Raw genomic sequence first — 20,579 nt, 5'->3', positions numbered from 1 at the left:
AATGTATTTTTATACCATTGTCAATAGTTTATTGAATATTTTTCCTTTTTTAATTGCATCGAGATACAATCTAATCCTTTTTCCAAAGTATGACGGTCACAAGCATAGCCAATTCGGAAATGATTAGCAATACCAAAACAAGAACCTGGTACTACTAACGTTCCCGTTTCTTTCAATAAATCCAAAGCAAATTCTTTTTCGGAAAAATGCCCTTTTAATTTGATTAAAGTTGTCGGAACATGAAACGGCTGATGAAAAGATAGTCTCGGCTCTCCTTCTATCCAGTCCTTTAAAAGCTTGAGATTTTCTCTTAATATCTGTTTATTTCTTTCAAGAAGAAGATTTGAAGATTCGAGGGCTAATTGGGCTATCTTATCATTAATACCACCTGCTGAAATCATTGTGTAATCACGGTAAGATTTTAATTCATGACATAAGCTTTCTGAACAAGCTACCCAACCTATTCTGATTCCAGGTAATGAAAAGGTTTTCGACATACTGTTTACCGATATCCCTTTTTGATACAAATCAGCTATCCCGGAAATTCTTTCTTTTTCAAAGGAATGATAGACTTCGTCAGCAAGAACATAGGCGCCACATGACGAAGCAATATCAATAATTTCTTGCAAATAGGCATCATCCATTAAAGCTCCACTAGGATTGTGGGCATTGTTTATGATAATCAATTTTGTATTTTCTTGAACTAATCTTTTCAATTCTTGAATATCAGGTAACCAACCTAATTCTTCTTTTATTGGCCAGTAATCAAGATTGGCACCAAGTGCTTTTGGCAAATCATACAATTGTTGGTAACTTGGATAGTGAGCAACAACATGATCGCCGGGCTGTATAAGCGCACTCAAAACAAGGAGATTAGCTCCGGTCGCACCATTGGTCTGCAGAATATTTTCTGGTTTCATCTTGACATATAAAGATGAAACCAGCTTTTTAAATTCTGGTGATCCTTCTATCCAACCATAGTCTAATCTTGTTTCTCTTATTTCTTTCATCAATGAATTCATTGATCTGTGACTAATATGACATAATTCTTTAAGACTGATTGGTTGAACCGATACATTAGCAATGTCATATCGCGCTTCGTTTTCATATTTATTTAACCATGATTCAACGCCAAACTCCGGTAGATGCATATTTATACCTCTTTAAATTGTTATAATTATTATATAATAGCATATTTATTCACGAAAAAGAAGCTAGAACCTTGTTCCGCTTCTTGTTTGTGATTGAATGTCTCTTGTCAGTGTTTCTTAAGAACATTCAACGATTTCTACCGTTTCTTTACCCATTAAAATTAAAAAGCTTTCAATTGTCGATATATCATAAGCTTTTCGCAAGGATTCTGCATATAAAGCCATTTGTTCTTGATATTTTAGTTTCATTTCTAAAGACGTTTTATAGTGATCCGTCTTATAGTCAAATAAAACAATCTTATCATCAAAGAGTAAAAAGCCATCAACAATACCACGTATTACAAATTTTTCCTGACTTTGTGGATCAGTTTTTAACATAGCAAATGGTGCTTCACGATAAAGCTTATCGTGGTGAACTTGTATTAAACGTCCCAGTTCTGTTGATTCGAAGAAGGATTTTACTTTATGTAAATCAATCTTTGCCATCACCTCTGCTTCAGCATCAACCAGTTGACTAGCCTGCTGAATGTCTTTTTCGGTAACATGACTTGTAATCTTTATCCGTTGCATGAGTTCATGTAGAGCAGAACCAACTTGACTTGATGTTACTTGCTTAGCCTTTGAAAATTGAGGTAATTCAAAGGTTGTTGGAGTCTGACTCTTGTCAGCCAAAATCTCAACACCGTCTATATCCATTATTGGTTGGTAAAATTTCTTCAATTGACTAGGTGTTCTGACAGTTGGAAGATTTATGGCTGCTTCATACTTTTGGTTTAATTGGTTAACATTATTGAGCATATCAATCGCACGCGCAATGGAATCAGACTGCCTATTATCTCTTAGGTCATCAATCATGATATTTGATTGATGTGAAATTGACCCTATCGATTCAGGTCCTAACTCATTATCTGTTACGAAATCAATGGTAAATGATAAGTCTTTTGAGTCAAAAACTTGGTGGATGGCTAGTAACCAATCTTGGAAGTTGGTGATACTTTCACGTAATGCCTTAGGTAAGTGTTGTCCTTCTCGTTTTGTGTCAAATTTCTGACTTAATTTTTCTTGGCTACCTTTCCCGATTAAATAAAGTTTTTTCTCAGCCCTAGTCATTGCAACATATAAGAGTCTCATTTGCTCAGAAAGTGTTGCTATTTTTAATTCCTTTTTATTGATTTGATAAGGTAAGGTTTCTAAATACAGTTTAACACTTGGCAAATGTGTCGCATTTAGTTCTTTTTTAACATCCGCTAAAAATTTAATACCTACCCCCTTTTGTCTACTTAAAATCAATGGAGAATGAATGTCTGCCATGCTGAACTTTTTATCACAGTTTAAAATAAAAACATATTTAAATTCAAGACCTTTTGATTTATGAATCGTCATAACATTGACAGCCTCTTTTGGCTTAGCTAAATCAACATCTGCTAGGTCATTTTCAGTATTCAAGATATTATCAATCATTGAAATAAACCGAGTTAACCCTTTAAAAGTCGTTTTTTCAAACTGATTTGCCCTTAAAGCTAGTGCATATAAATTAGCTTGGGCTTGCTCAGCTTTGGGACTTAAGCCGACAAAATCAAAATAGAAACGATCATTATAAATCTTCCAAATCAATTCATATAAAGAATGCGTTCTGGAATAATCTCTCCAAGCATTGAGGGATTGGTCAAATAGTTTCAACTGATCATGTAGTTCTTGAGTAATCAGTTCGGCATGCTGTCCATGATGTGACAAACTATTGAGAACTTTCTCATAAAAATGCTCTACTTTCCCCTCTTGACTATCTTGTAATGCAATGCGAGCTAATTGATCCTCGTTAAATGCAAACATTGGTGAACGCATAAGGGCCACCAAGGCATAATCGTTTAAAGGATTATTGATTGATCGAAGGGTATCGAGCATGACCATTACTTCAACCGATTTTAAATAGTTTTCCTGACCTCCATCTGAAACCAATGGGATGTCATACTGATTAAATGTTTTAAAAAGCAAGTCATTGCGTGTTCGCGATGAAACCAATAAGGTAATATCAGAAAAAGGTACAGCTTCTTCTTGGTGGAGTCGAATAATCTCTTTGACCAAGATATTGACTTCCCCAGGTGAAAGAGTTTCTTGCCCTTCAGTACGCCTTTCATCCTCTTTGTCGTGTTCATCTTCTCCGTTATCTTTTTGATCAGTATCATAGATAAGTACTTGACAATTATTCTCTGGGTACCTTACCTTTTGCTTGTCACTTCCAGCTTTTAAATAATGGTTGTCATCATACAAGATATCGCCTACGGCTTCATCCATTAAATGAGAAAAAACAGCATTTGTTGCATCTATTACTTCAGATTGGCTACGGAAGTTTTCTTTCAGTAATATCAGTTTGCCATTTTCAGGATTCTCTTGATAGTCTTTAAATTTTTGATTAAAAATCTGTGGGTCGGCTTGCCTAAACCGGTAAATAGACTGCTTGATATCTCCGACCATAAAACGATTATGTCCATTTGACAGTAATTCCAAGAGACATTCTTGCATATGGTTATTATCCTGATACTCATCTACCATGACTTCATGGTATTTGCTTTGATATACCTTTCTGATTGCTTCTTGATTTTGAAGAATTTCAATAGCAAAATGCGTTATATCTGTAAATTCAAAGGCATTTTCAGATTTTTTCGCCTCCAAGTAAGCTTCTGTAAAATCGATGACAAAAGATTGCAATTCTAATAAAAGAGGAAGGGTCTCAGGTTGATAAGTTAAGAGGGTTGCTAAATGCCGAAATTGGCTTATTTTAGACTGAATGTCTTTAAAAATAGGGTATTTTTGACCAGCAACTGTGACGTCAGTTCCTGAAGGTAAGAGAGCTGACAAATCCTGTGCTAATTTTCCAATCTGACTTTTTCCGTAATAACTATCAAAATGCATTGACCAATCATTTAATGCCTCAATCATAGTCAAATGCTTGACATATTTGGCGGCTGGTTTCCCGGCTTTCGTCATTTGCCCGTATTCTTCTAAATCTGTAAGATCTCTTAAAGAAATAGCTGTTTCTTTCATGCTTTGTAGCAAGGCGTCAATGGTTTCATCAGGTAAATCATCATAATCTTGATACTGGTTTGCGGCTAATAAAAAATTATTTTCCAACCACTGTTTGGGATTCTCCGTTGATTGGCTAAATTGATAAATTTTATAGACCTGATCTCGAAAACTTTTGGAATCTTTTCGGTTACCAGAAAAGTTTTTGACTAATCTTAAAAATACCTGTGAATGGTCAGATGCCATGTAGTTTTCAAATAAGGATTTATAAATTTCATTTTTGAGCAACTCTTGCTCAGATTTATCCTGCATGATTCGAAACTTAGGAGGAATCCCTAACAAGTAACCATGTTCATTTAACAGCTTTTGAGTAAAAGCATCCATTGTACCAATATCAGCTAAGGCAATAGCCTGCATTTGATCATTAAGATAGGCTTTCATTTCAGGGTCATCCGTCATTAGAATGCCTTCTCTTAATTTTTTTTCAAGTCTTTCCTTGAGTTCATTGGCTGCTTTTACTGTAAAAGTAGATATAAACATGTTCTCGATAGAGATACCACGTAACACTTTATCTATAATCCGTTCAACCATGACAAAGGTTTTACCAGATCCTGCCGAAGCAGATACTAAGATATTTTGTCCATTGGTGTAGATGGCTTCAATTTGTTCTGGTGTTCTTTTTTGTGCTTTACTGCCATTTTTTTCAAACTCTTGTAATTGCCTTATCTCTTCCTGATTTAAAAATGGTTCAAATCTCATCTTTTTTTCCTCCTTTCATGTCTTCTTTCATCAGTTTGAGAAAGCCCTCTCTTTTTTCCTTTGTCGGCAATTTTAACAACATTCTAGCTTGTCCTAAATCTAAATCCGCTTCAAATCGCGTAATAGCCTTCAATTGATCACCCTTGACCGTTTTTCCATCTTCAGTATATGGATTAATTAAAAAGTGACCAGCGCGAATTTCTTTTTCTGCTTTTAAATATAAAAACTGATTATAGTCCAAGAGATTTCTTAATTCCTCTTCTGAATAAAGATTTGATTTCATCTGATAAGCTCCGCTTGCCAAATGCTCCTTTTCTCTCTCAAGAAAGATACCTTTGTAAGTCAATCGGCTATACAGTTTTTCTACTACCTTGTCATCGAATAATTTGAATTCATTTAAATCCATTTTCGGATCTTGCATATGTAAGTACATTGCACCAAAAAGTTGTGGGGGCGTATCCTTTGATTTTTCCCTCGTATTTAGTGCTTCCAAGTAAGTTGGCAATTGAGAATTCAATCCATTGTAAAATTTACCAATATCAAAAACGGTCTGACTTGATTTATAATCAACAATTCCTATGCTACCATCATCCAGTTGATCAATACGATCAATGATGCCATTAACCCTTACCTTTTCATCAAAATGCAATTGGAATCTTTCTTCTTGACTTAATACTTTGGTTGGGGTTATTGGGAAAATACTTGCAGTGCTTTTGGCAATATCTTCCAGTAAAGACAAGCTAAACCTACTTTCAGCATCGCTTTGATAGTAAGTTTGAAAAAGTCTTTCTTGATTTGTACGTTGAATGGCCTCTTCTATTTTGTCATCAAATGGTATTGACCGTTGATCATCCACAACATACTCAAAAACACGGTGTAAATAGGTTCCATGATGCCTTGCATCAGGATGGATGGACTCTAATTCCTGCAATCCCAAAACATATTGTAAGAAATACTTGTACTGATTATCATGATAAACTGTTAGAGCCGAGCTGGATAAACTTAGGGGTTGATGATCTGGGTATTTGATAGCTAAAACTTCAGGCGATAAGCGACTTGTGGCCAGATGACTTTTTTGCTCCGGAAAAGTCAATTTTTTCGCTGCTAATTGTTTTTTGAGATACCTAGACATAACCAACCAGAATGACTTTTCTTCTTGGTCAAGTTCTTCCGTTAAAGGTTCTTGATTTAATGCAATCCATTGAGATAGTAAGGACTTATAGTTACCAATACCATTTTCGAAATCTGAAAATGTATTTTTCTGTTTTTCAACTATTGGAATTCCAAATGAATGCAAGAGTTTTAGATAGGGAGATGCTTCTTCCACAACTTCATTTAAAACCATAGGATAACTCAAGACCAGTTTATCAGTCGCGGCATTAAATAATGACAAAGCGGTATAATGATTTTTCTTACTGTTTTCTATACTACTAATATCAAACCTATGGTGACTATCCCATTTTTCATTAGTTTTTGCACGTTCTTGATCACTGATTAAGCCAGTTTGTTGAACTGTTTTTGGAAAATGCGTACGCGTCAATCCTAGTGCATAAACAAGGGACTTGCTATGGGGTTCAACCAAATCGTATGATTTAACAGAGACCACATCTAGCGTAGCAGGAACGACGCGGTAATCAGCCGCTTGCATTGCTGATTTTATGAGCATCAATGTCAGTTCTTGCGTTAGGGTTTCATCTTTAAAAATATTGTAGAAACTTTCTAAAATACTTGTGAAGCTTTTCCAAACCTCTTCATCTTTTTCCTGCTGTAATGCCGATTGTTTTTGACTTAGCCTTTGAAAAGAGGAGACAAAATCAATATCACTTAAAAATTGAAGAAAATGATTTAAAATATTGGAGCCTTTCTGGGCTCTGCTTTTAAAGAATTGATTTAAGTGAGAGAACAGATACTTCCTAATAAGATTAATCTTGTCTAAATCATACCCCTTCTCATTTTTTTGGTTAAAAGTATTTGCTGTGAAGTCTTTCGAAAAGGCTGTAAAACCATTAATATCAGCATAGTTTAGATAAGATTCAAATTGATCACATTCCCTAATTGTGAAATCTCCTAACATTCTGGATTTCAAGAGATTAATGATATCTTCTTTTCTCCAATTATAGCGTCTACAGTTTTCTAAAGAATCCATAAATTGAACTAGTGGATGATGAGACATGGATTCAGCTTTACCTAAATAATAGGGAATATCATATTTATCAAAAATTGGACCAACTTGAAGTTGGTAAGCTTCGACATCACCTAATAAGACTAAAATATCTTTATAGCGATATCCTTCATTCAATTTCTGTCTAATGTCTCTAGCAATGTTTTCGATTTCTTCTTTTTGATTTAACTGTTGCCAAATCTGTACATCATTTTTGATGTCTTCGCTTATTGTTAGCTCTGTTAGACTGTAATCATATTGACTTTCTAACAGCCTGGACATTGTTGTGAACGAGTTTTTAAAGGTCTTTTCCCCAGAAAGATAAAGTGATTTAACCTGATAAGTTACTGATAATTGTCTTAGGAAATCAATACTGGCTTCATAAAGATTTCCCTTTGTAAAATTCTGTTTAATTGCCTTAGAACTGATGTAAGTCCCGATAACAATTTCTTGACATTTTTGATGTAATTGGTGAATAAGACTTTCTTCTTCAGCAGAAAATCGCGTGAAACCATCTATTATTACGACTGTTTTTGCAAGTTCTTGGTCTAATAGACCTGACCTTATTGCTTCTTGAAAAACAGCAAGGGAACTCATTTGTTGGAAATCATATCGTAGCAACTCCCTAGAAAGTGCTGAAAAAATAGTGATTAAATCTTCTTTTCGTGCAAGATTTTCCATTTCGATATCGGCAATCGTGAGATTAGCTGATTGCATCTCTTTGAATAAATCAACTAATTGCTTAATAAAGGTTTGATCACTTTTTAAGGCATGGTAAATCGGCAATTCATTTTGGGATAAATCATGTAACACAAGGTGAAATAGCATGGTTAAACTAAGATCATCCAATGATTTTTGAGCTTTTTGTTTATTTAAAGTAAAATACCTGGCCATCTGTGCAAAGCGCGTAACCGTAATTGAAAATGACGATTCTTTGGTCAAATGTTCTAAGACAGTCCTCTCCTTTTCAAAAGATAAGGAGTTTGGCGCAATATAAAAAACACGCGCCCCAGAATTAGCAAAAACCTCTGCTTCTTGAACTAAAATTTCTGTTAAGGAATTTTCAATATCTGTATAAAGTAGTTTCATGGTAAACTTTTTCTCCGGTTATATAATACCATTATTATATCAATTCGAGATATGAATTGCGAATCATATCGCCAGCTCCTTATTAAAAAAATAGGGCTTTCAACTTAATATTCATGCAATTCTAAAAAAAATAATTTATAATAGAATTAATATCAAAGCGAGGAGAATTCGTATGAAAATAGATAATATGAGGGAAAGTCAAAACGTTGAAGATAGACGTGGTGAATCTTCTGGTTCCTATGGTGGCGGCGGAGGCGCCGGATTATTACTGCAACTACTCTTTTCTAGAGGTAGTTGGAAAACGAAATTAGTGATACTAATCATCATGTTAGTAATGGGAGGCGGTGGTCTTTCTGGTGTATTAACTGGTGGTCAATCTGGTAGCACAAGTAATTCTCACCAAACAACCCAAGTTAGTAGAACTTCTGGGGATAAAGCTACAGATCAACAAGTTGAATTCGTTAGTAAAGTATTTGCCTCTACTGAAGATTATTGGACAAAGGAATTTGAAAAAAGAGGCTTAACTTACAAAAAACCAAAATTGGTTTTATACACCGGATCTATCACGACTGCTTGTGGACAAGGACAAGCATCTGCAGGACCTTTCTATTGTTCTGGGGACAATAAGGTATACCTTGACATTTCATTTTATAATGATTTATCTGAAAAATATGGTGCTGCAGGAGATTTTGCGATGGCCTATGTGATTGCCCATGAGGTTGGTCACCATGTTCAAAATGAGCTAGGAACAATGGAAAAATATGCCCGTGCAAGACAAGGAAAAAGTGAAGCCGATGCTAATAAATTGAATGTCCAATTAGAATTGCAAGCTGATTATTTAGCAGGGGCTTGGTCAAATTATGTCCAAGGCGAAGGATTGTTAGATAAAGGTGATTTTGAGGAAGCCATGACTGCAGCACAATCCGTCGGGGATGATACCCTACAAAAAGAAGCATATGGTCGTACGGTCCCTGATAGTTTTACACACGGTACATCTGAACAACGTCAACGTTGGTTTAATAAAGGTTTTGAATATGGCGATATTGAACACGGTGATACCTTCAGCATTGCCTATACTGATTTATAAGAAATGAAAAAATAAGGAACTGCATGCAGTTCCTTATTTTTGTTTTACAGTTCCTTATTTTTGTTGGCTTAAGACACCATCACGGATTTCATAGATATGATCACAAGATTCTATCATGCGTTTGTCATGGGTTACCATAATAACGGTCTTTTCTTTTTCCTTACACTCTTTTGATAGTAATGAAACCACTTCAAAGGCTCTTTCAGAATCCAGACTAGCTGTCGGTTCATCAGCTAGCACAATGGCAGGATCATTGTAAAGTGCCCGAGCAATGGCTAAGCGTTGCCTTTCGCCACCAGATAAGTCACCAGGTAATTTATTTTTGAGATGAGAAATCCCTAAATCCTCAAATAAAGCGACTTGTAAGTTCTCATTCTTACGTTTCATCAATTTATCAACTAATTCAAGTTGTTGTTTAGCGGTTAAAAATGGGATTAAATTAGAGGCTTGTAATATAAAGCCGATGTCTCTAAATCGTAATTGAGATCTTTCTTTTTCATTTAGTGCTGTAAAATCATTCCCATTAATAATAACGCGACCATGAGTCGGTGTCTGTAAACCACCAGCTAATGTTAAAAATGTTGATTTACCAGATCCTGATGGTCCAATAACAGCAATAAATTCGCCTCTTTTTGCAAGAAAATTCGTTTCTTTTAGGGCTTCTATCTGTGTTTGTCCATCTTTAAAAGACTTGGTAACATGTTTGAATTCTAAAACAGTCATTTAAAACTCCTATCCAATTGCTTTTAAAGGTTCTATTCTGACGATAGCCAAAACAGAAAAAAGAGTGCCAAGTAAGGAAAATAGAATAATGCTCATAAAAATAACAGCGTAAAAATACCAATTTCCTAGAAATGGAACTGTTTCCGGCAGAAGTAAAGAAGTCAACCAATTGACTACTAATCCCAAAACACTGCCTATTAAGCTTAGTAAAAAGGTTTGAGATAATACAGCATTTGCTATTGTCTTATTTGAAATGCCCTGAGCTTTCATGACTCCAAAGATTGGAGCTTTTTGGATTGTTAAAACATACATAAAGATGCCAATGATAATTGCCGAAATAACAATTAAAAAACCTATCATGAAACCAAACGTCACTGTTTGAGCACTGTATCCCGGTAACTTATTGATAAAGCTTTTAATAGATAAGATTTGGAATTTTTCTTTATCATAAGAATTAAGGTGCCCTTTAACAACAAATGCGTTAAGCTTTTGACTATTGTTTCCATACTTACCAGACGACATAGGAGTCAACTTTTGGAAACCATCTAAAGAAATATAAATAACCGGAGAAACGTTAAAGGTTGCCTTTTGACTAATCCCAACAATCTTTAGGCTTTGATCAGAATTCGCTAGAAATAAGCTATCACCTATGTCAAAACCCGAGCGCTTAGCAAGTGACTGATCAATAACAACTTCTTCATCTGAACTAATGGCATGACCCTTCATCATTTTAGGTTTCAAAAATTCATTTGGATTAATACCAAAAATACTTACTTTCTCTTTTTCTGACTCTTTCGGATCTTTTTTATTCCAAACAACAGTGTTCATTTGAGCTAAGGCACTAACATGAGAAGCCTCAATCTTTTCTTTATCCTTGATATCTAGTGTAGACAGATTCAAAGTATTGTTGGCATTCTTAGAAAGAATGACTTTGTCCGCCTTCCATAAATCAATAGCTGAGCGATTTTCTTGTATTAAACCATAGGCTAAGCCTGACAGAAAAAACATAAGATAGGCCACAAGAAATAAGAGACCAACAATTAAACCATACCTAAACTTAGACGCTTTTATTTCATTGATTGCTAAAAACAATAGCTTTATCCCCCTAAATTCTGAACTTATTAGTCTACATTGGTAACGAAGTTAATCATCAGTGAAACATCATCAGCAAGTAATTGACTAACCCTACATTTCCTTTTGACAAAAGCAACTATTTTTTCTTTTTCATCCTTATCAATCTCATTTTGTAGACGAATCGTCAATTGAAAAGCTCGATTATCATAGATTGCATTCACCTTTACAGGCATTTCCGATATCTTATGATAGAGATTAAAATAGGACTGAAGGCACATGGTGACACAAGAAGCGAGTGCTATGTTTAAGAGACTCATTGGCGTTTCACCATCCTCTGTCACCCCAAATAATTCGACTGAACTGCCATAGCCTTTTGATGTCGTATGGTATAAATAATCACCAGATATTTCAGTTTGATACATGTCATTACTCCTTTAAACTCTTCCATTATAACAAAAAAGAGCCTAGATCTATACCATTTAGCTTTGAGTGCTTTATGGTTTTGACTAGGTTCTTTTAAGCATTAACGAACTTGTGCATTAGCTTTTTCGAGTAAAGCTTCGCTAATTTTATTCATGTACTTAGCAACTTCTTCATCACGTAAACTTTCTTGCGGATTTTGGAAAGTTAAGCTATATGCCATAGATTTCTTACCAGGCTCAATATTTGCTCCAGCATAAACATCAAAAAGTTTGATACTTTCTAGGTATTTAAGCCCTAGGCCTTCAATGATCGTAACAATGTCTTGATGGCTTAATTGGTCATCAACCAAAAGTGCAATATCCCTTGAAACAGCGGGCTGTTTGCTTATTTCAGTAAAGATTTGTGTTGAAGCCATGTTGGCCTCAATTGCTTGAAGATTTAATTCTGCCACATAAGTTTCAGGAATATCATAGTCATTAGCTACTTGAGGATGCACTTGACCTAGGAACCCTATTGTTTCTTCACCTAAGAGAATTCTAGCTGTACGGCCTGGGTGCATGCTTGCCATATCTTTTTCAGCCACAAAGGTTACTTTAAGGTTTAATTTGCTAAATAAGCTTTCTAAAATCCCTTTTGCATAATAGAAATCAACTGCTGTGGCTTGAGTTTGAAAATCTTTTTCAGCAACTAAACCTGTTAAGGCAAAGGCAAAGGTATCCCTTTCATTTGGAAGGTCCACTTTCGGATCAGCATTTTGTTCAAAAACTTTTCCAATTTCATAGATAGCTAAATTCTTTTGTTTACGAGCAACGTTGTAGGCAATGGTATCTAACATACCAGACACGATATTTTGACGTAAAGCCGAACGCTCAATGGTCATAGGCCACATCAATTCCGTCAAATGGCTACTTTCAATAGCAAAAGCCTGTGCTTTCTCTGGTGTCGTTAGAGCATAAGAAATAATTTCTGTTAGCCCTGCTCCTTCGGCGATAGCGCGAACACGTCTCCGTAAAAGCTGACTAGCGGTCAATTCACCAGCTGTTCCGCCAGCTTCTGGAAGAGTCGTTGGAAGCTTATCATAGCCGTAGATTCGCGCAATTTCTTCAACCAAATCAGCCTGAATGCTAATATCCCAGCGACGGCGTGGAACTGAGACAGTAAAGGCTTGCGCATCTCCAGCCAAGCCAAAGCCAAGCTTGGCAAAGACATCCTCAATGTCAGAATAAGCTAAATTTGTACCCAGACGGACATTAACGTAATCTAAGGTTGTTAATACTTGAACAGGTTCTGTTGGCACTTGTCCAGCTTGAAGGTAACCTGCTAGTACTTGCCCACCAGCTAATTCTTCTAACATAGCTGCCGCAAAGTCAAGGGCTTCAATGACTGTATCATAGTTAACACCTTTTTCAAAGCGCGAAGAGGACTCTGAGCGGAGGTTTAGACGGCCACTTGTCTTACGAATGGCCTTTCCATCAAATACGGCAGCTTCTAAAACAACTGTTTTCGAATGAGAATCAATTTCAGTAGCTTTCCCACCCATGACACCTGCTAAAGCAACAGGTTTGTCATTGACAGCAATGACGATATCCTGATCAATCAAGTCACGTTCTTCACCATCTAGAGTTACTATTTTTTCACCATTGCGAGCTTGACGGGCAAGAATGTCACCTGATTCAAATTTATTGAAATCAAAAGCATGCATGGGTTGGCCAAAGTAAAGGAGCACATAATTCGTCACATCGACAACATTGTTAATAGGACGGATGCCAGCATTCATAAGACGGTTCTGTAACCATTGAGGACTTGCTTGCACGGTTACATTTTCAACCACACGACTTGCATAAGTTAAGACCTTATCTGATTCAATTGCAACTGAAATCAAATCAGAAGTAGCTTTTGAGCTTTCCTGAGGGATCTTAACTGGGAATTTAAGCTCTTTACCATAAATAGCAGCCACTTCATGTGCCACACCACGCATTGATAGGGCATCCGCACGGTTTGGCGTGATGGATAATTCAATGATTTCATCATCTAAATCGAGGTATGAGAAAATAGAGTCACCAGGAATAGCATTATCTGGCAGGATTTGAATACCTTCCGAAAATTCTTTTGGAATTATGGCATCAGGAAGACCTAATTCTTGGAGAGAACAAATCATTCCTAGAGATTCCATTCCTCTGATTTTACCTTTTTTAATTTTGTAATTATCCGCAATACGGGCTCCAGGAATAGCAACAATGACCTTGATTCCTGCTCTAACATTAGGTGCACCACAAACAATCTGGCGCGGTTCATCATCTCCAGTATCAACCTGACAAAGATGTAAATGTGTTTCAGGCACATCTTCACAAGATAAGACATGACCAACTACTAATTTCGACAGTCCTTCAGCAGGAATTTCGACACCTTCAACTTCGATACCAGTCGTTGACATTTTTTCAGCTAATTCTGCTGATGGAACATCAATCGCAACTAATTCTTTTAACCATTTATAAGATACTAACATACTACTCTTTCTTTCTATTTTAAGGCTTTTTTCATTAACCAGTCAGTGTCTACTAGATCACCAACGGCAAAGGAATGCTCAGAAAACTTTTCAAATCCATATTTGCGATAAAGGGCTTGAGCCTTTAGATTATTTTCCCAAACACCTAACCATGCCCAGCTCTTCCCAGAAGCATAAGCTCTTTCCAAAGCAAATTCAAAAAGAAATTTACCCAAACCATGACCTTGATAGGCATTTAAGATATAAATTCTTTGAATTTCAAAAGAGTCCTCTAACTCTTGCTCTGTTTGATCCTCTCCCCAATTGACTTTGAGGTAACCAACGACTTCCCCGTCTCTTCTCAAAAAATAGACTTCATTTTCAGTACTTTTTAATTCTTTGCCGAGGACCTCTAAGGTATAATCTTGTTCAAAAAACTCTTGTAACTGTTCATCGGTGTTATGACCGCCAAAGGTTTCAGTAAATGTCTGAATGGCTAAGTCTCTTAATATTGCGACTTCTTCATCTTTTACCAGGTCAATGGATAGTTCTTTCTGCATGGCAATTCCCCCAAAAATTCATCAATTACTTTGAACAAGACCCTTTTTATTTGAATTGTTCTGAAAAACGCATGTCTCCCTGATAGAATCCACGAATATCATTAATCCCATAACGAAGCATGGCAATACGTTCTTGTCCAAGGCCGAAGGCAAAACCAGAATACTCTTCTGAATTCACACCTGACATTTCAAGAACACGTGGGTGAACCATACCTGCACCAAGGATTTCAATCCAACCAGTTCCTTTACATACATTACAACCCTTACCACCACATTTGAAACATGAGACGTCAACCTCAACAGATGGCTCTGTAAATGGGAAGTAAGAAGGACGTAGGCGAATCTTACGCTCTTCACCAAACATCTTCTTAATAATCATTTCCAAGGTCCCTTTTAGGTCACCCATTGAAATATTTTTACCAACGACTAATCCTTCAATCTGATGAAATTGGTGTGAATGAGTAGCATCATCTGTATCACGACGGAAAACTCGACCTGGAGATACCATTTTAAGGGGACCCTTAGAAAAATCGTGTTGATCCAAAGTACGTGCTTGAACGGGACTGGTGTGGGTACGAAGTAATATTTCTTCAGTGATATAGAAAGTATCTTGCATATCACGCGCCGGATGATCTTTTGGAAGATTCATGCGTTCAAAGTTATAATAATCTTTTTCAACTTCAAAACCATCAACGATTTGGAAGCCCATACCTAAGAAGATGTCTTCAATTTCTTCGCTAGTTTGTGTCAAGATATGTCTATTACCCAGTTTCATTTGGCGTCCAGGCAAGGTAACATCAATACTTTCAGACTCTAATTTTGCCTGAATTTTGGCTTCTTCTACAATTCTAGCTTGTTCTTCAAAAGCTGTATTGAGGACATCACGCACTTGATTAACCTGTTTTCCAATAATTGGACGCATGTCTGCAGACAAATCTTTAAGCCCTTTTAATAGTTCAGTTAATGTCCCTTTCTTCCCTAAGACTGAAACCTTTAAGTCTTGGAGTTCTTTACTATGATCACCAGTTAATGATGTTAAGTGTTCAAGTGTTTGCTGTTTCAGTTCTTCTAATTGTTGTTGTAAATCCATTTTTTCCCCCTTGATTGGAACAATAAATCATAAAAAAAGCATGCCAATACTCCAATATATCGGAGCGTTGACACGCGGTACCATCCGTTTTTATCTGACTTGTCAGACCTTAATTAACAGTCATTTGGCAAGTGAATTCATTACACTTTCATCAAGAAGGCTTCCAGTCTATGGCCCTCAATCCCTGGTGATTTCCCTGTAATTACTAGTCTTGCTGACTTCTATTCAATTACTATTATTCTATCAAAAAAGTACCAAAATGACAATAAGATTTCTAAAGGCATTCCTTTGTTCTTTCCGCATTAACTTGCTTTCTGGTAAGCATCTTTTTCAACGCTACCATTATAGTAATTCATTTTTAACCCTTTTTGAACATTTGGTACAAAAACATTGAATTCTAAGCTGCCATCATCCGACTTTGCTTCCAAATGACTACCACTCGAAATCAGATTGTCACCTTCATAAATTAAGGTCACTCGATAGCGAACCCGCTTATTCTTATCTAAACTTTTTCGAATTAAGGTTTCATAGTAATTTTGTCCAGTAGAATCGGACAGATATGCTTGGTTAGCCCATGACATTTGAACAGCAATGTTCTCTGGATTACTTGTTGAAGCATCAAAACCTTTTAATCCTCCGACTAAGGCATAGCCTAATAAATGCCCGCGATCAACGGCATGGTCATATTCCCCTGATAGACCATGTATTTGATGCCATCCAACTGGTTTCCAAAAAGTATAACCATTTCCAGTTTCGTTTCGATCTCTATATTGTCTCGTTGAGCGAGCAAGTAAGGCATTAGCTCGACTTGGTACCTTTTGACCTTGTACCATTTTCGTTTCATTATGTGCGTAAGGTAAACTTGAAACTTTTGCCTTTAAATCTGTCTTATTGTGATTAATAATAAAAGCTCCGGCGCCATTCCATTCAATCTGATTACCTAATTGTTGCTTGACTTGATTTGTAAGCACAGAACTTGCTAATTGATAACTGGGAGTATCCGGATTTTGAGAATCTTTTTGATTGCTCTGCCTATTTCCCTGCCCGGAAATGCTCTGCAAAACATGAGCAATTGGATTATTGGCAGATTGATTGCCCTGAGAAAGAGCTGTTAATCCTGTAATGAGCAGAGCTATTAGAATGGCACTTATTTTTTTGCCACTTGGGTGTTTATTTGACATGTTTCCTCTCATTGAAAAAGTAGGTCAATCCCTACTTTCCTGTAAATTTATGAATTAAATCTGTCCATTTGTCAATGGATAAAATGGAACTAGCATATTGGCCGTCGCCAATAACACTATATCCCACCATTAAACCGATCGCTAAAAATAGACAAGCTAGTAATGCAACAAGTAATAGTAAACCTACTTGCCGAACCACATATCTCCAACCACTTGACATGTTTTAGTCCTCACTTATACGTTCGATTTTTGCTCCTAATTTTGCAAGTTTTTGATGAAATTGATAATAACCACGATCAAGATGACTTAATTTTGTAACCGTTGTTTTTCCCTGGGCAACGAGACCACTAAGGATTAATGCCGCACTTGCTCTTAAATCAGTAGACATTACAGGTGCGCCTTGTAATTCTTCACCACCATGAATCATTGCAGTATCACGCAATACTTCTGAGTGTAAGCCCATACGACGCAATTCTTCTAAATGTTGGAAACGGTTTTCGAATACCGTTTCGATCATTGTTGATTCGCCTTTGACAACAGCCATTAATGCTGTAAATTGAGCTTGCATATCCGTAGGAAAACCTGGATGAGGCAATGTTTTAACGGTGACAGGTTTTAAGTTTTCAACCTGAGATTGAACGCGAATGCCATTTTCTTCTTCCGTTACGGAAACACCCATTTCCTTCAATTTTGAGATTAATGGACGATTATGCTCCCAAACCGCATCTTTGATAAGGACATCACCTGATGTCATAGCTGCTGCGACCATAAAAGTTCCCGCTTCGATGCGATCTTGAACCACATCATGTTCAACACCGACAAGTTCTGCAACACCTTTAATGGTTAAGGTTTCTGTTCCGGCACCTCTCACTTTGGCACCCATTTTATTCAAGAGTTGTGCTAAGTCAACAATCTCTGGTTCTCTCGCTGCATTCTCAATAACTGTCACGCCATCTGCTAAGGTAGCAGCCATCATTAAATTTTGAGTAGCCCCTACAGACGGAAAGTCCATATAAATCGTTGCACCTTTTAGTTTTGAAGCAGTTGCAGTGATATCACCACCACTTTGTTTGATAACTGCCCCCATAGCTTCTAACCCTTTTAAATGCAAATCAATTGGACGGCTACCAATTGTGCAGCCTCCTGGCATGGATACTTTTGCATGTCCATTTCGAGCTAGGATAGGGCCTAGTACAACAATTGAAGCGCGCATTTGGCTAACGTACTCATAAGGCGCTTCATCTAGAATGTTTCCTGAAGCATCGACACTTATTTCATTTCTTTCTTCGTCAAAGTCGACTGTAATATCTAGACCTCTTACAACATTATTCATTGTATAAACGTCAGAAAGAATAGGTACATTTCTCAAAAGAGTTTTACCTTTTGAAGCTAATATTGTTGCTGCTAACAATGGAAGAACTGCATTTTTTGCTCCTTCTACAACAACTTCACCTTGTAATCTGGTTTGACCACCTTCAATGACTATTTTATCCACTTTCTTCTCCATTTCATTTGACAAGTAATATCAAAATTATATCACAAATCTAACCTTTCTACCTTTTTCGAACACTAAAAGAGTGTTTGACTCATTTGAATCAATTCAAGCATAAAATGACTCACAAGATAGCCCATGATAATGGCTAAGAAAAAAACAAAAAGCTTTATCTTACCAATATTTTCAAGATGATGTCGTGTTATTTTTGACCAATCAAAAATATCCATCAACAACTGAAAACTAATACCGATAAACAGTAGGTGACTAATGAGTTTTAATAAATTATTAATATATTCCATATGCTTATTATATCAAAAAAATTGAAGGATGATGATAGCTTTTTTAGGGTAAAAAAATAGACTCTTCAAGAGAGACTATTTTTATTTATTACCAACATTGATACGATTCAAGGCACGTCTTAAGGCTACTTGAGCTCGTTGAACCTCATCAATATCATGTGCTGACTTGGCAGCTTCAATCTCGCGTTCAGCTCTTAACTTAGCACGTTCGGCACGGCTAACATCAATATCACGCGAACGCTCAGCAGAATCTGCTACTATTGTTACCACATTATCTTTAATTTCAATAATACCACCATTAATAGCAACCCAATCCACATGATTATCATCATCTGTGCGACGAATTTTCATTTCATGGATAACAAGGGGAGCAATCAAATTGATATGTCGTGGTAGAATTCCCATCTCACCATCAGTCGTTTCAACGGAAATAAATTTGGCTTGGTGATCATATTTCATACCATCTGGTGTTACTACCTGAACGGTCATTTGTGTCATAAGTTACACCTCACTAATAACCCATTGATTTCGCTTTTTCAAGTACATCCTCAATTGGTCCAACAGAGCGGAAAGCATCTTCAGGAATATGATCATATTTCCCTTCTAAGATTTCCTTAAAGCTACGGACAGTGTCTGCAACTGGAACGTATGAACCAGGTTGTCCTGTAAATTGTTCTGCCACATTAAAGTTTTGTGATAGGAAGAACTGAATACGACGGGCACGTCCAACCAAGACTTTCTCATCATCAGACAATTCATCCATTCCTAAAATGGCAATAATATCTTGTAATTCACGGTAACGTTGAAGAACACGTTGAACCTCTGTTGCAACCTCATAGTGCTCTTGACCAACAATTTCTGGTGACAAGGCACGAGAACTTGATGCAAGTGGGTCAACCGCTGGGTAGATTCCCATTTGAGTTAATTTACGCTCAAGGTTTGTTGTTGAATCCAAATGAGCAAATGCAGTTGCTGGCGCTGGGTCAGTATAGTCATCTGCTGGAACGTAAATAGCTTGAATAGAAGTAACAGATCCCTTGTTAGTTGAGGTAATTCTTTCTTGCAATTGTCCCATTTCGGTAGCAAGTGTTGGTTGGTATCCTACCGCTGAAGGCATACGACCCAATAGGGCTGAAACTTCTGAACCAGCTTGCGTGAAACGGAAAATGTTGTCAATAAAGAGCAAAACATCTTGACCTTCAACATCCCGGAAATATTCAGCAATGGTTAAACCTGTTAAAGCAACGCGCATACGTGCTCCTGGTGGTTCGTTCATTTGTCCAAATACCATGGCTGTTTTTTCAATAACGCCAGATTCTTTCATTTCCCAATAAAGGTCATTACCTTCACGAGTTCTTTCACCAACACCGGTAAATACTGAAATACCACCATGTTCTTGTGCAATATTATGAATTAATTCTTGAATTAAAACCGTTTTACCTACTCCGGCACCACCAAATAAACCAACTTTACCACCTTTGAGATAAGGGGCTAATAAGTCAATAACTTTTATTCCGGTTTCAAGAATTTCTGAAGACGTTGATAGTTCATCAAATGCTGGGGCTTTTTTATGGATGGGTTCTCTTGCAGCATCAGCGGCAAATGGTTCATCCAAATCAATGGTTTCACCAAGCACATTGAAAACACGACCCAAAGTTTCTTTTCCGACTGGTACACTAATGGCACGGCCAGTATCTAAAACTTCTAATCCACGTGTAAGCCCATCAGTTGATTCCATAGCGATTGTACGAACCATTCCGTCCCCAAGTTCCAAAGCAACTTCAAGAACAATCTTTTGTTTTTTATCGCTACCTTTATAAACTATCAATGCATTATTAATCTCTGGTAATTTTTCACCGTTTGCAAACACAACGTCTACAACAGGACCAACAACCTGAGCAATTTTGCCTGAGCTCATTTATTTCTCCTTATGTCAGTTTTAAAACACTTGCCAAATAGGCAAGGTTTCTCCAATTTCTCT

General features: G+C 36.7%; 16 protein-coding genes. 1 reads left to right on the top strand and 15 read right to left on the bottom strand.

Annotation, left to right across the window (positions count from 1 at the left end; translation table 11 throughout):
- Positions 1-20: 20 nt before the first annotated feature.
- The 3 genes from DQM95_RS03930 to rexB form a co-directional block, all read right to left on the bottom strand.
- Positions 21-1,151, bottom strand: a complete 1,131-nt coding sequence (locus DQM95_RS03930) for an aminotransferase (protein WP_037592299.1) — start codon at positions 1,149-1,151, stop codon at positions 21-23.
- A 117-nt stretch (positions 1,152-1,268) separates the two neighbouring features.
- Positions 1,269-4,931, bottom strand: coding sequence for a helicase-exonuclease AddAB subunit AddA (gene addA, locus DQM95_RS03925; RefSeq protein ID WP_111685946.1), 3,663 nt, complete (start codon positions 4,929-4,931; stop codon positions 1,269-1,271).
- A complete protein-coding gene (rexB, locus tag DQM95_RS03920; RefSeq protein ID WP_037592300.1) occupies positions 4,921-8,181 on the bottom strand; it encodes an ATP-dependent nuclease subunit B in 3,261 nt (1,086 codons plus the stop codon). Before rexB ends, addA begins: the two co-directional genes overlap by 11 nt.
- Positions 8,182-8,353: 172 nt before the next feature.
- Between rexB and ypfJ the strand changes: the two genes are divergently transcribed.
- The gene (ypfJ, locus tag DQM95_RS03915) at positions 8,354-9,268 is read left to right on the top strand and encodes a KPN_02809 family neutral zinc metallopeptidase (RefSeq protein ID WP_012658202.1); all 915 of its coding nucleotides are present in this window, start codon (positions 8,354-8,356) and stop codon (positions 9,266-9,268) included.
- 54 nt (positions 9,269-9,322) lie between these two features.
- Here the strand turns inward: ypfJ and DQM95_RS03910 are convergent, their stop codons facing one another.
- The 12 genes from DQM95_RS03910 to atpD all read right to left on the bottom strand — a co-directional run bounded on the left by DQM95_RS03910 (position 9,323) and on the right by atpD (position 20,516).
- Positions 9,323-9,991, bottom strand: a complete 669-nt coding sequence (locus DQM95_RS03910; protein WP_037592301.1) for an ABC transporter ATP-binding protein — start codon at positions 9,989-9,991, stop codon at positions 9,323-9,325.
- Positions 9,992-10,000: 9 nt separating this feature from the next.
- Positions 10,001-11,083 carry an ABC transporter permease gene (locus DQM95_RS03905; RefSeq protein ID WP_037592302.1) on the bottom strand — a complete coding sequence of 361 codons (1,083 nt, stop codon included), beginning with the start codon at positions 11,081-11,083 and terminating at the stop codon, positions 10,001-10,003.
- Positions 11,084-11,112: 29 nt separating this feature from the next.
- Complete coding sequence (locus tag DQM95_RS03900) at positions 11,113-11,487, bottom strand: OsmC family protein (RefSeq protein ID WP_037592303.1); 375 nt, start codon at positions 11,485-11,487, stop codon at positions 11,113-11,115.
- Between the two features lie 101 nt (positions 11,488-11,588).
- Complete coding sequence (gene pheT, locus DQM95_RS03895; protein WP_037592304.1) at positions 11,589-13,994, bottom strand: phenylalanine--tRNA ligase subunit beta; 2,406 nt, start codon at positions 13,992-13,994, stop codon at positions 11,589-11,591.
- A 14-nt stretch (positions 13,995-14,008) separates the two neighbouring features.
- Entirely contained in the window at positions 14,009-14,533 is a 525-nt protein-coding gene (locus tag DQM95_RS03890) for a GNAT family N-acetyltransferase (RefSeq protein WP_037592305.1), read from the bottom strand.
- A 46-nt stretch (positions 14,534-14,579) separates the two neighbouring features.
- A complete protein-coding gene (gene pheS / locus DQM95_RS03885) occupies positions 14,580-15,623 on the bottom strand; it encodes a phenylalanine--tRNA ligase subunit alpha (RefSeq protein WP_037592306.1) in 1,044 nt (347 codons plus the stop codon).
- Positions 15,624-15,925: 302 nt separating this feature from the next.
- On the bottom strand, positions 15,926-16,804 hold the full coding sequence (locus DQM95_RS03880) for a DNA/RNA non-specific endonuclease (protein ID WP_037592307.1): 879 nt from the start codon (positions 16,802-16,804) through the stop codon (positions 15,926-15,928).
- A gap of 31 nt (positions 16,805-16,835) precedes the next feature.
- Positions 16,836-17,024: a DNA-directed RNA polymerase subunit beta gene (locus DQM95_RS03875; protein WP_037592308.1), complete on the bottom strand. Its 189-nt coding sequence runs from the start codon at positions 17,022-17,024 to the stop codon at positions 16,836-16,838.
- Between the two features lie 3 nt (positions 17,025-17,027).
- Positions 17,028-18,299: a UDP-N-acetylglucosamine 1-carboxyvinyltransferase gene (gene murA, locus DQM95_RS03870; protein WP_111685945.1), complete on the bottom strand. Its 1,272-nt coding sequence runs from the start codon at positions 18,297-18,299 to the stop codon at positions 17,028-17,030.
- A 74-nt stretch (positions 18,300-18,373) separates the two neighbouring features.
- Complete coding sequence (locus tag DQM95_RS03865) at positions 18,374-18,598, bottom strand: DUF1146 family protein (protein ID WP_012658192.1); 225 nt, start codon at positions 18,596-18,598, stop codon at positions 18,374-18,376.
- 81 nt (positions 18,599-18,679) lie between these two features.
- A complete protein-coding gene (locus DQM95_RS03860) occupies positions 18,680-19,096 on the bottom strand; it encodes a F0F1 ATP synthase subunit epsilon (protein ID WP_037592309.1) in 417 nt (138 codons plus the stop codon).
- Between the two features lie 13 nt (positions 19,097-19,109).
- On the bottom strand, positions 19,110-20,516 hold the full coding sequence (gene atpD / locus DQM95_RS03855; protein ID WP_111685944.1) for a F0F1 ATP synthase subunit beta: 1,407 nt from the start codon (positions 20,514-20,516) through the stop codon (positions 19,110-19,112).
- Between the last annotated feature and the right edge of the window lie 63 nt (positions 20,517-20,579).

Origin of the sequence: Streptococcus uberis (assembly GCF_900475595.1) — a bacterium.
GTDB classification, from domain to species: Bacteria; Bacillota; Bacilli; order Lactobacillales; family Streptococcaceae; genus Streptococcus; species Streptococcus uberis.
Note: the sequence above shows the minus strand (reverse complement) of the source record. Positions and strands in the feature narration are given on the sequence as shown.

Coding starts and splice junctions, on each gene's coding strand:
- DQM95_RS03930 (WP_037592299.1), bottom strand. CDS start 1,151: ATGCATCTACCGGAGTTTGGCGTTGAATCATGGTTAAATAAATATGAA.
- addA (WP_111685946.1), bottom strand. CDS start 4,931: ATGAGATTTGAACCATTTTTAAATCAGGAAGAGATAAGGCAATTACAA.
- rexB (WP_037592300.1), bottom strand. CDS start 8,181: ATGAAACTACTTTATACAGATATTGAAAATTCCTTAACAGAAATTTTA.
- ypfJ (WP_012658202.1), top strand. CDS start 8,354: ATGAAAATAGATAATATGAGGGAAAGTCAAAACGTTGAAGATAGACGT.
- DQM95_RS03910 (WP_037592301.1), bottom strand. CDS start 9,991: ATGACTGTTTTAGAATTCAAACATGTTACCAAGTCTTTTAAAGATGGA.
- DQM95_RS03900 (WP_037592303.1), bottom strand. CDS start 11,487: ATGTATCAAACTGAAATATCTGGTGATTATTTATACCATACGACATCA.
- pheT (WP_037592304.1), bottom strand. CDS start 13,994: ATGTTAGTATCTTATAAATGGTTAAAAGAATTAGTTGCGATTGATGTT.
- DQM95_RS03890 (WP_037592305.1), bottom strand. CDS start 14,533: ATGCAGAAAGAACTATCCATTGACCTGGTAAAAGATGAAGAAGTCGCA.
- pheS (WP_037592306.1), bottom strand. CDS start 15,623: ATGGATTTACAACAACAATTAGAAGAACTGAAACAGCAAACACTTGAA.
- DQM95_RS03880 (WP_037592307.1), bottom strand. CDS start 16,804: ATGTCAAATAAACACCCAAGTGGCAAAAAAATAAGTGCCATTCTAATA.
- DQM95_RS03875 (WP_037592308.1), bottom strand. CDS start 17,024: ATGTCAAGTGGTTGGAGATATGTGGTTCGGCAAGTAGGTTTACTATTA.
- DQM95_RS03865 (WP_012658192.1), bottom strand. CDS start 18,598: ATGGAATATATTAATAATTTATTAAAACTCATTAGTCACCTACTGTTT.
- DQM95_RS03860 (WP_037592309.1), bottom strand. CDS start 19,096: ATGACACAAATGACCGTTCAGGTAGTAACACCAGATGGTATGAAATAT.
- atpD (WP_111685944.1), bottom strand. CDS start 20,516: ATGAGCTCAGGCAAAATTGCTCAGGTTGTTGGTCCTGTTGTAGACGTT.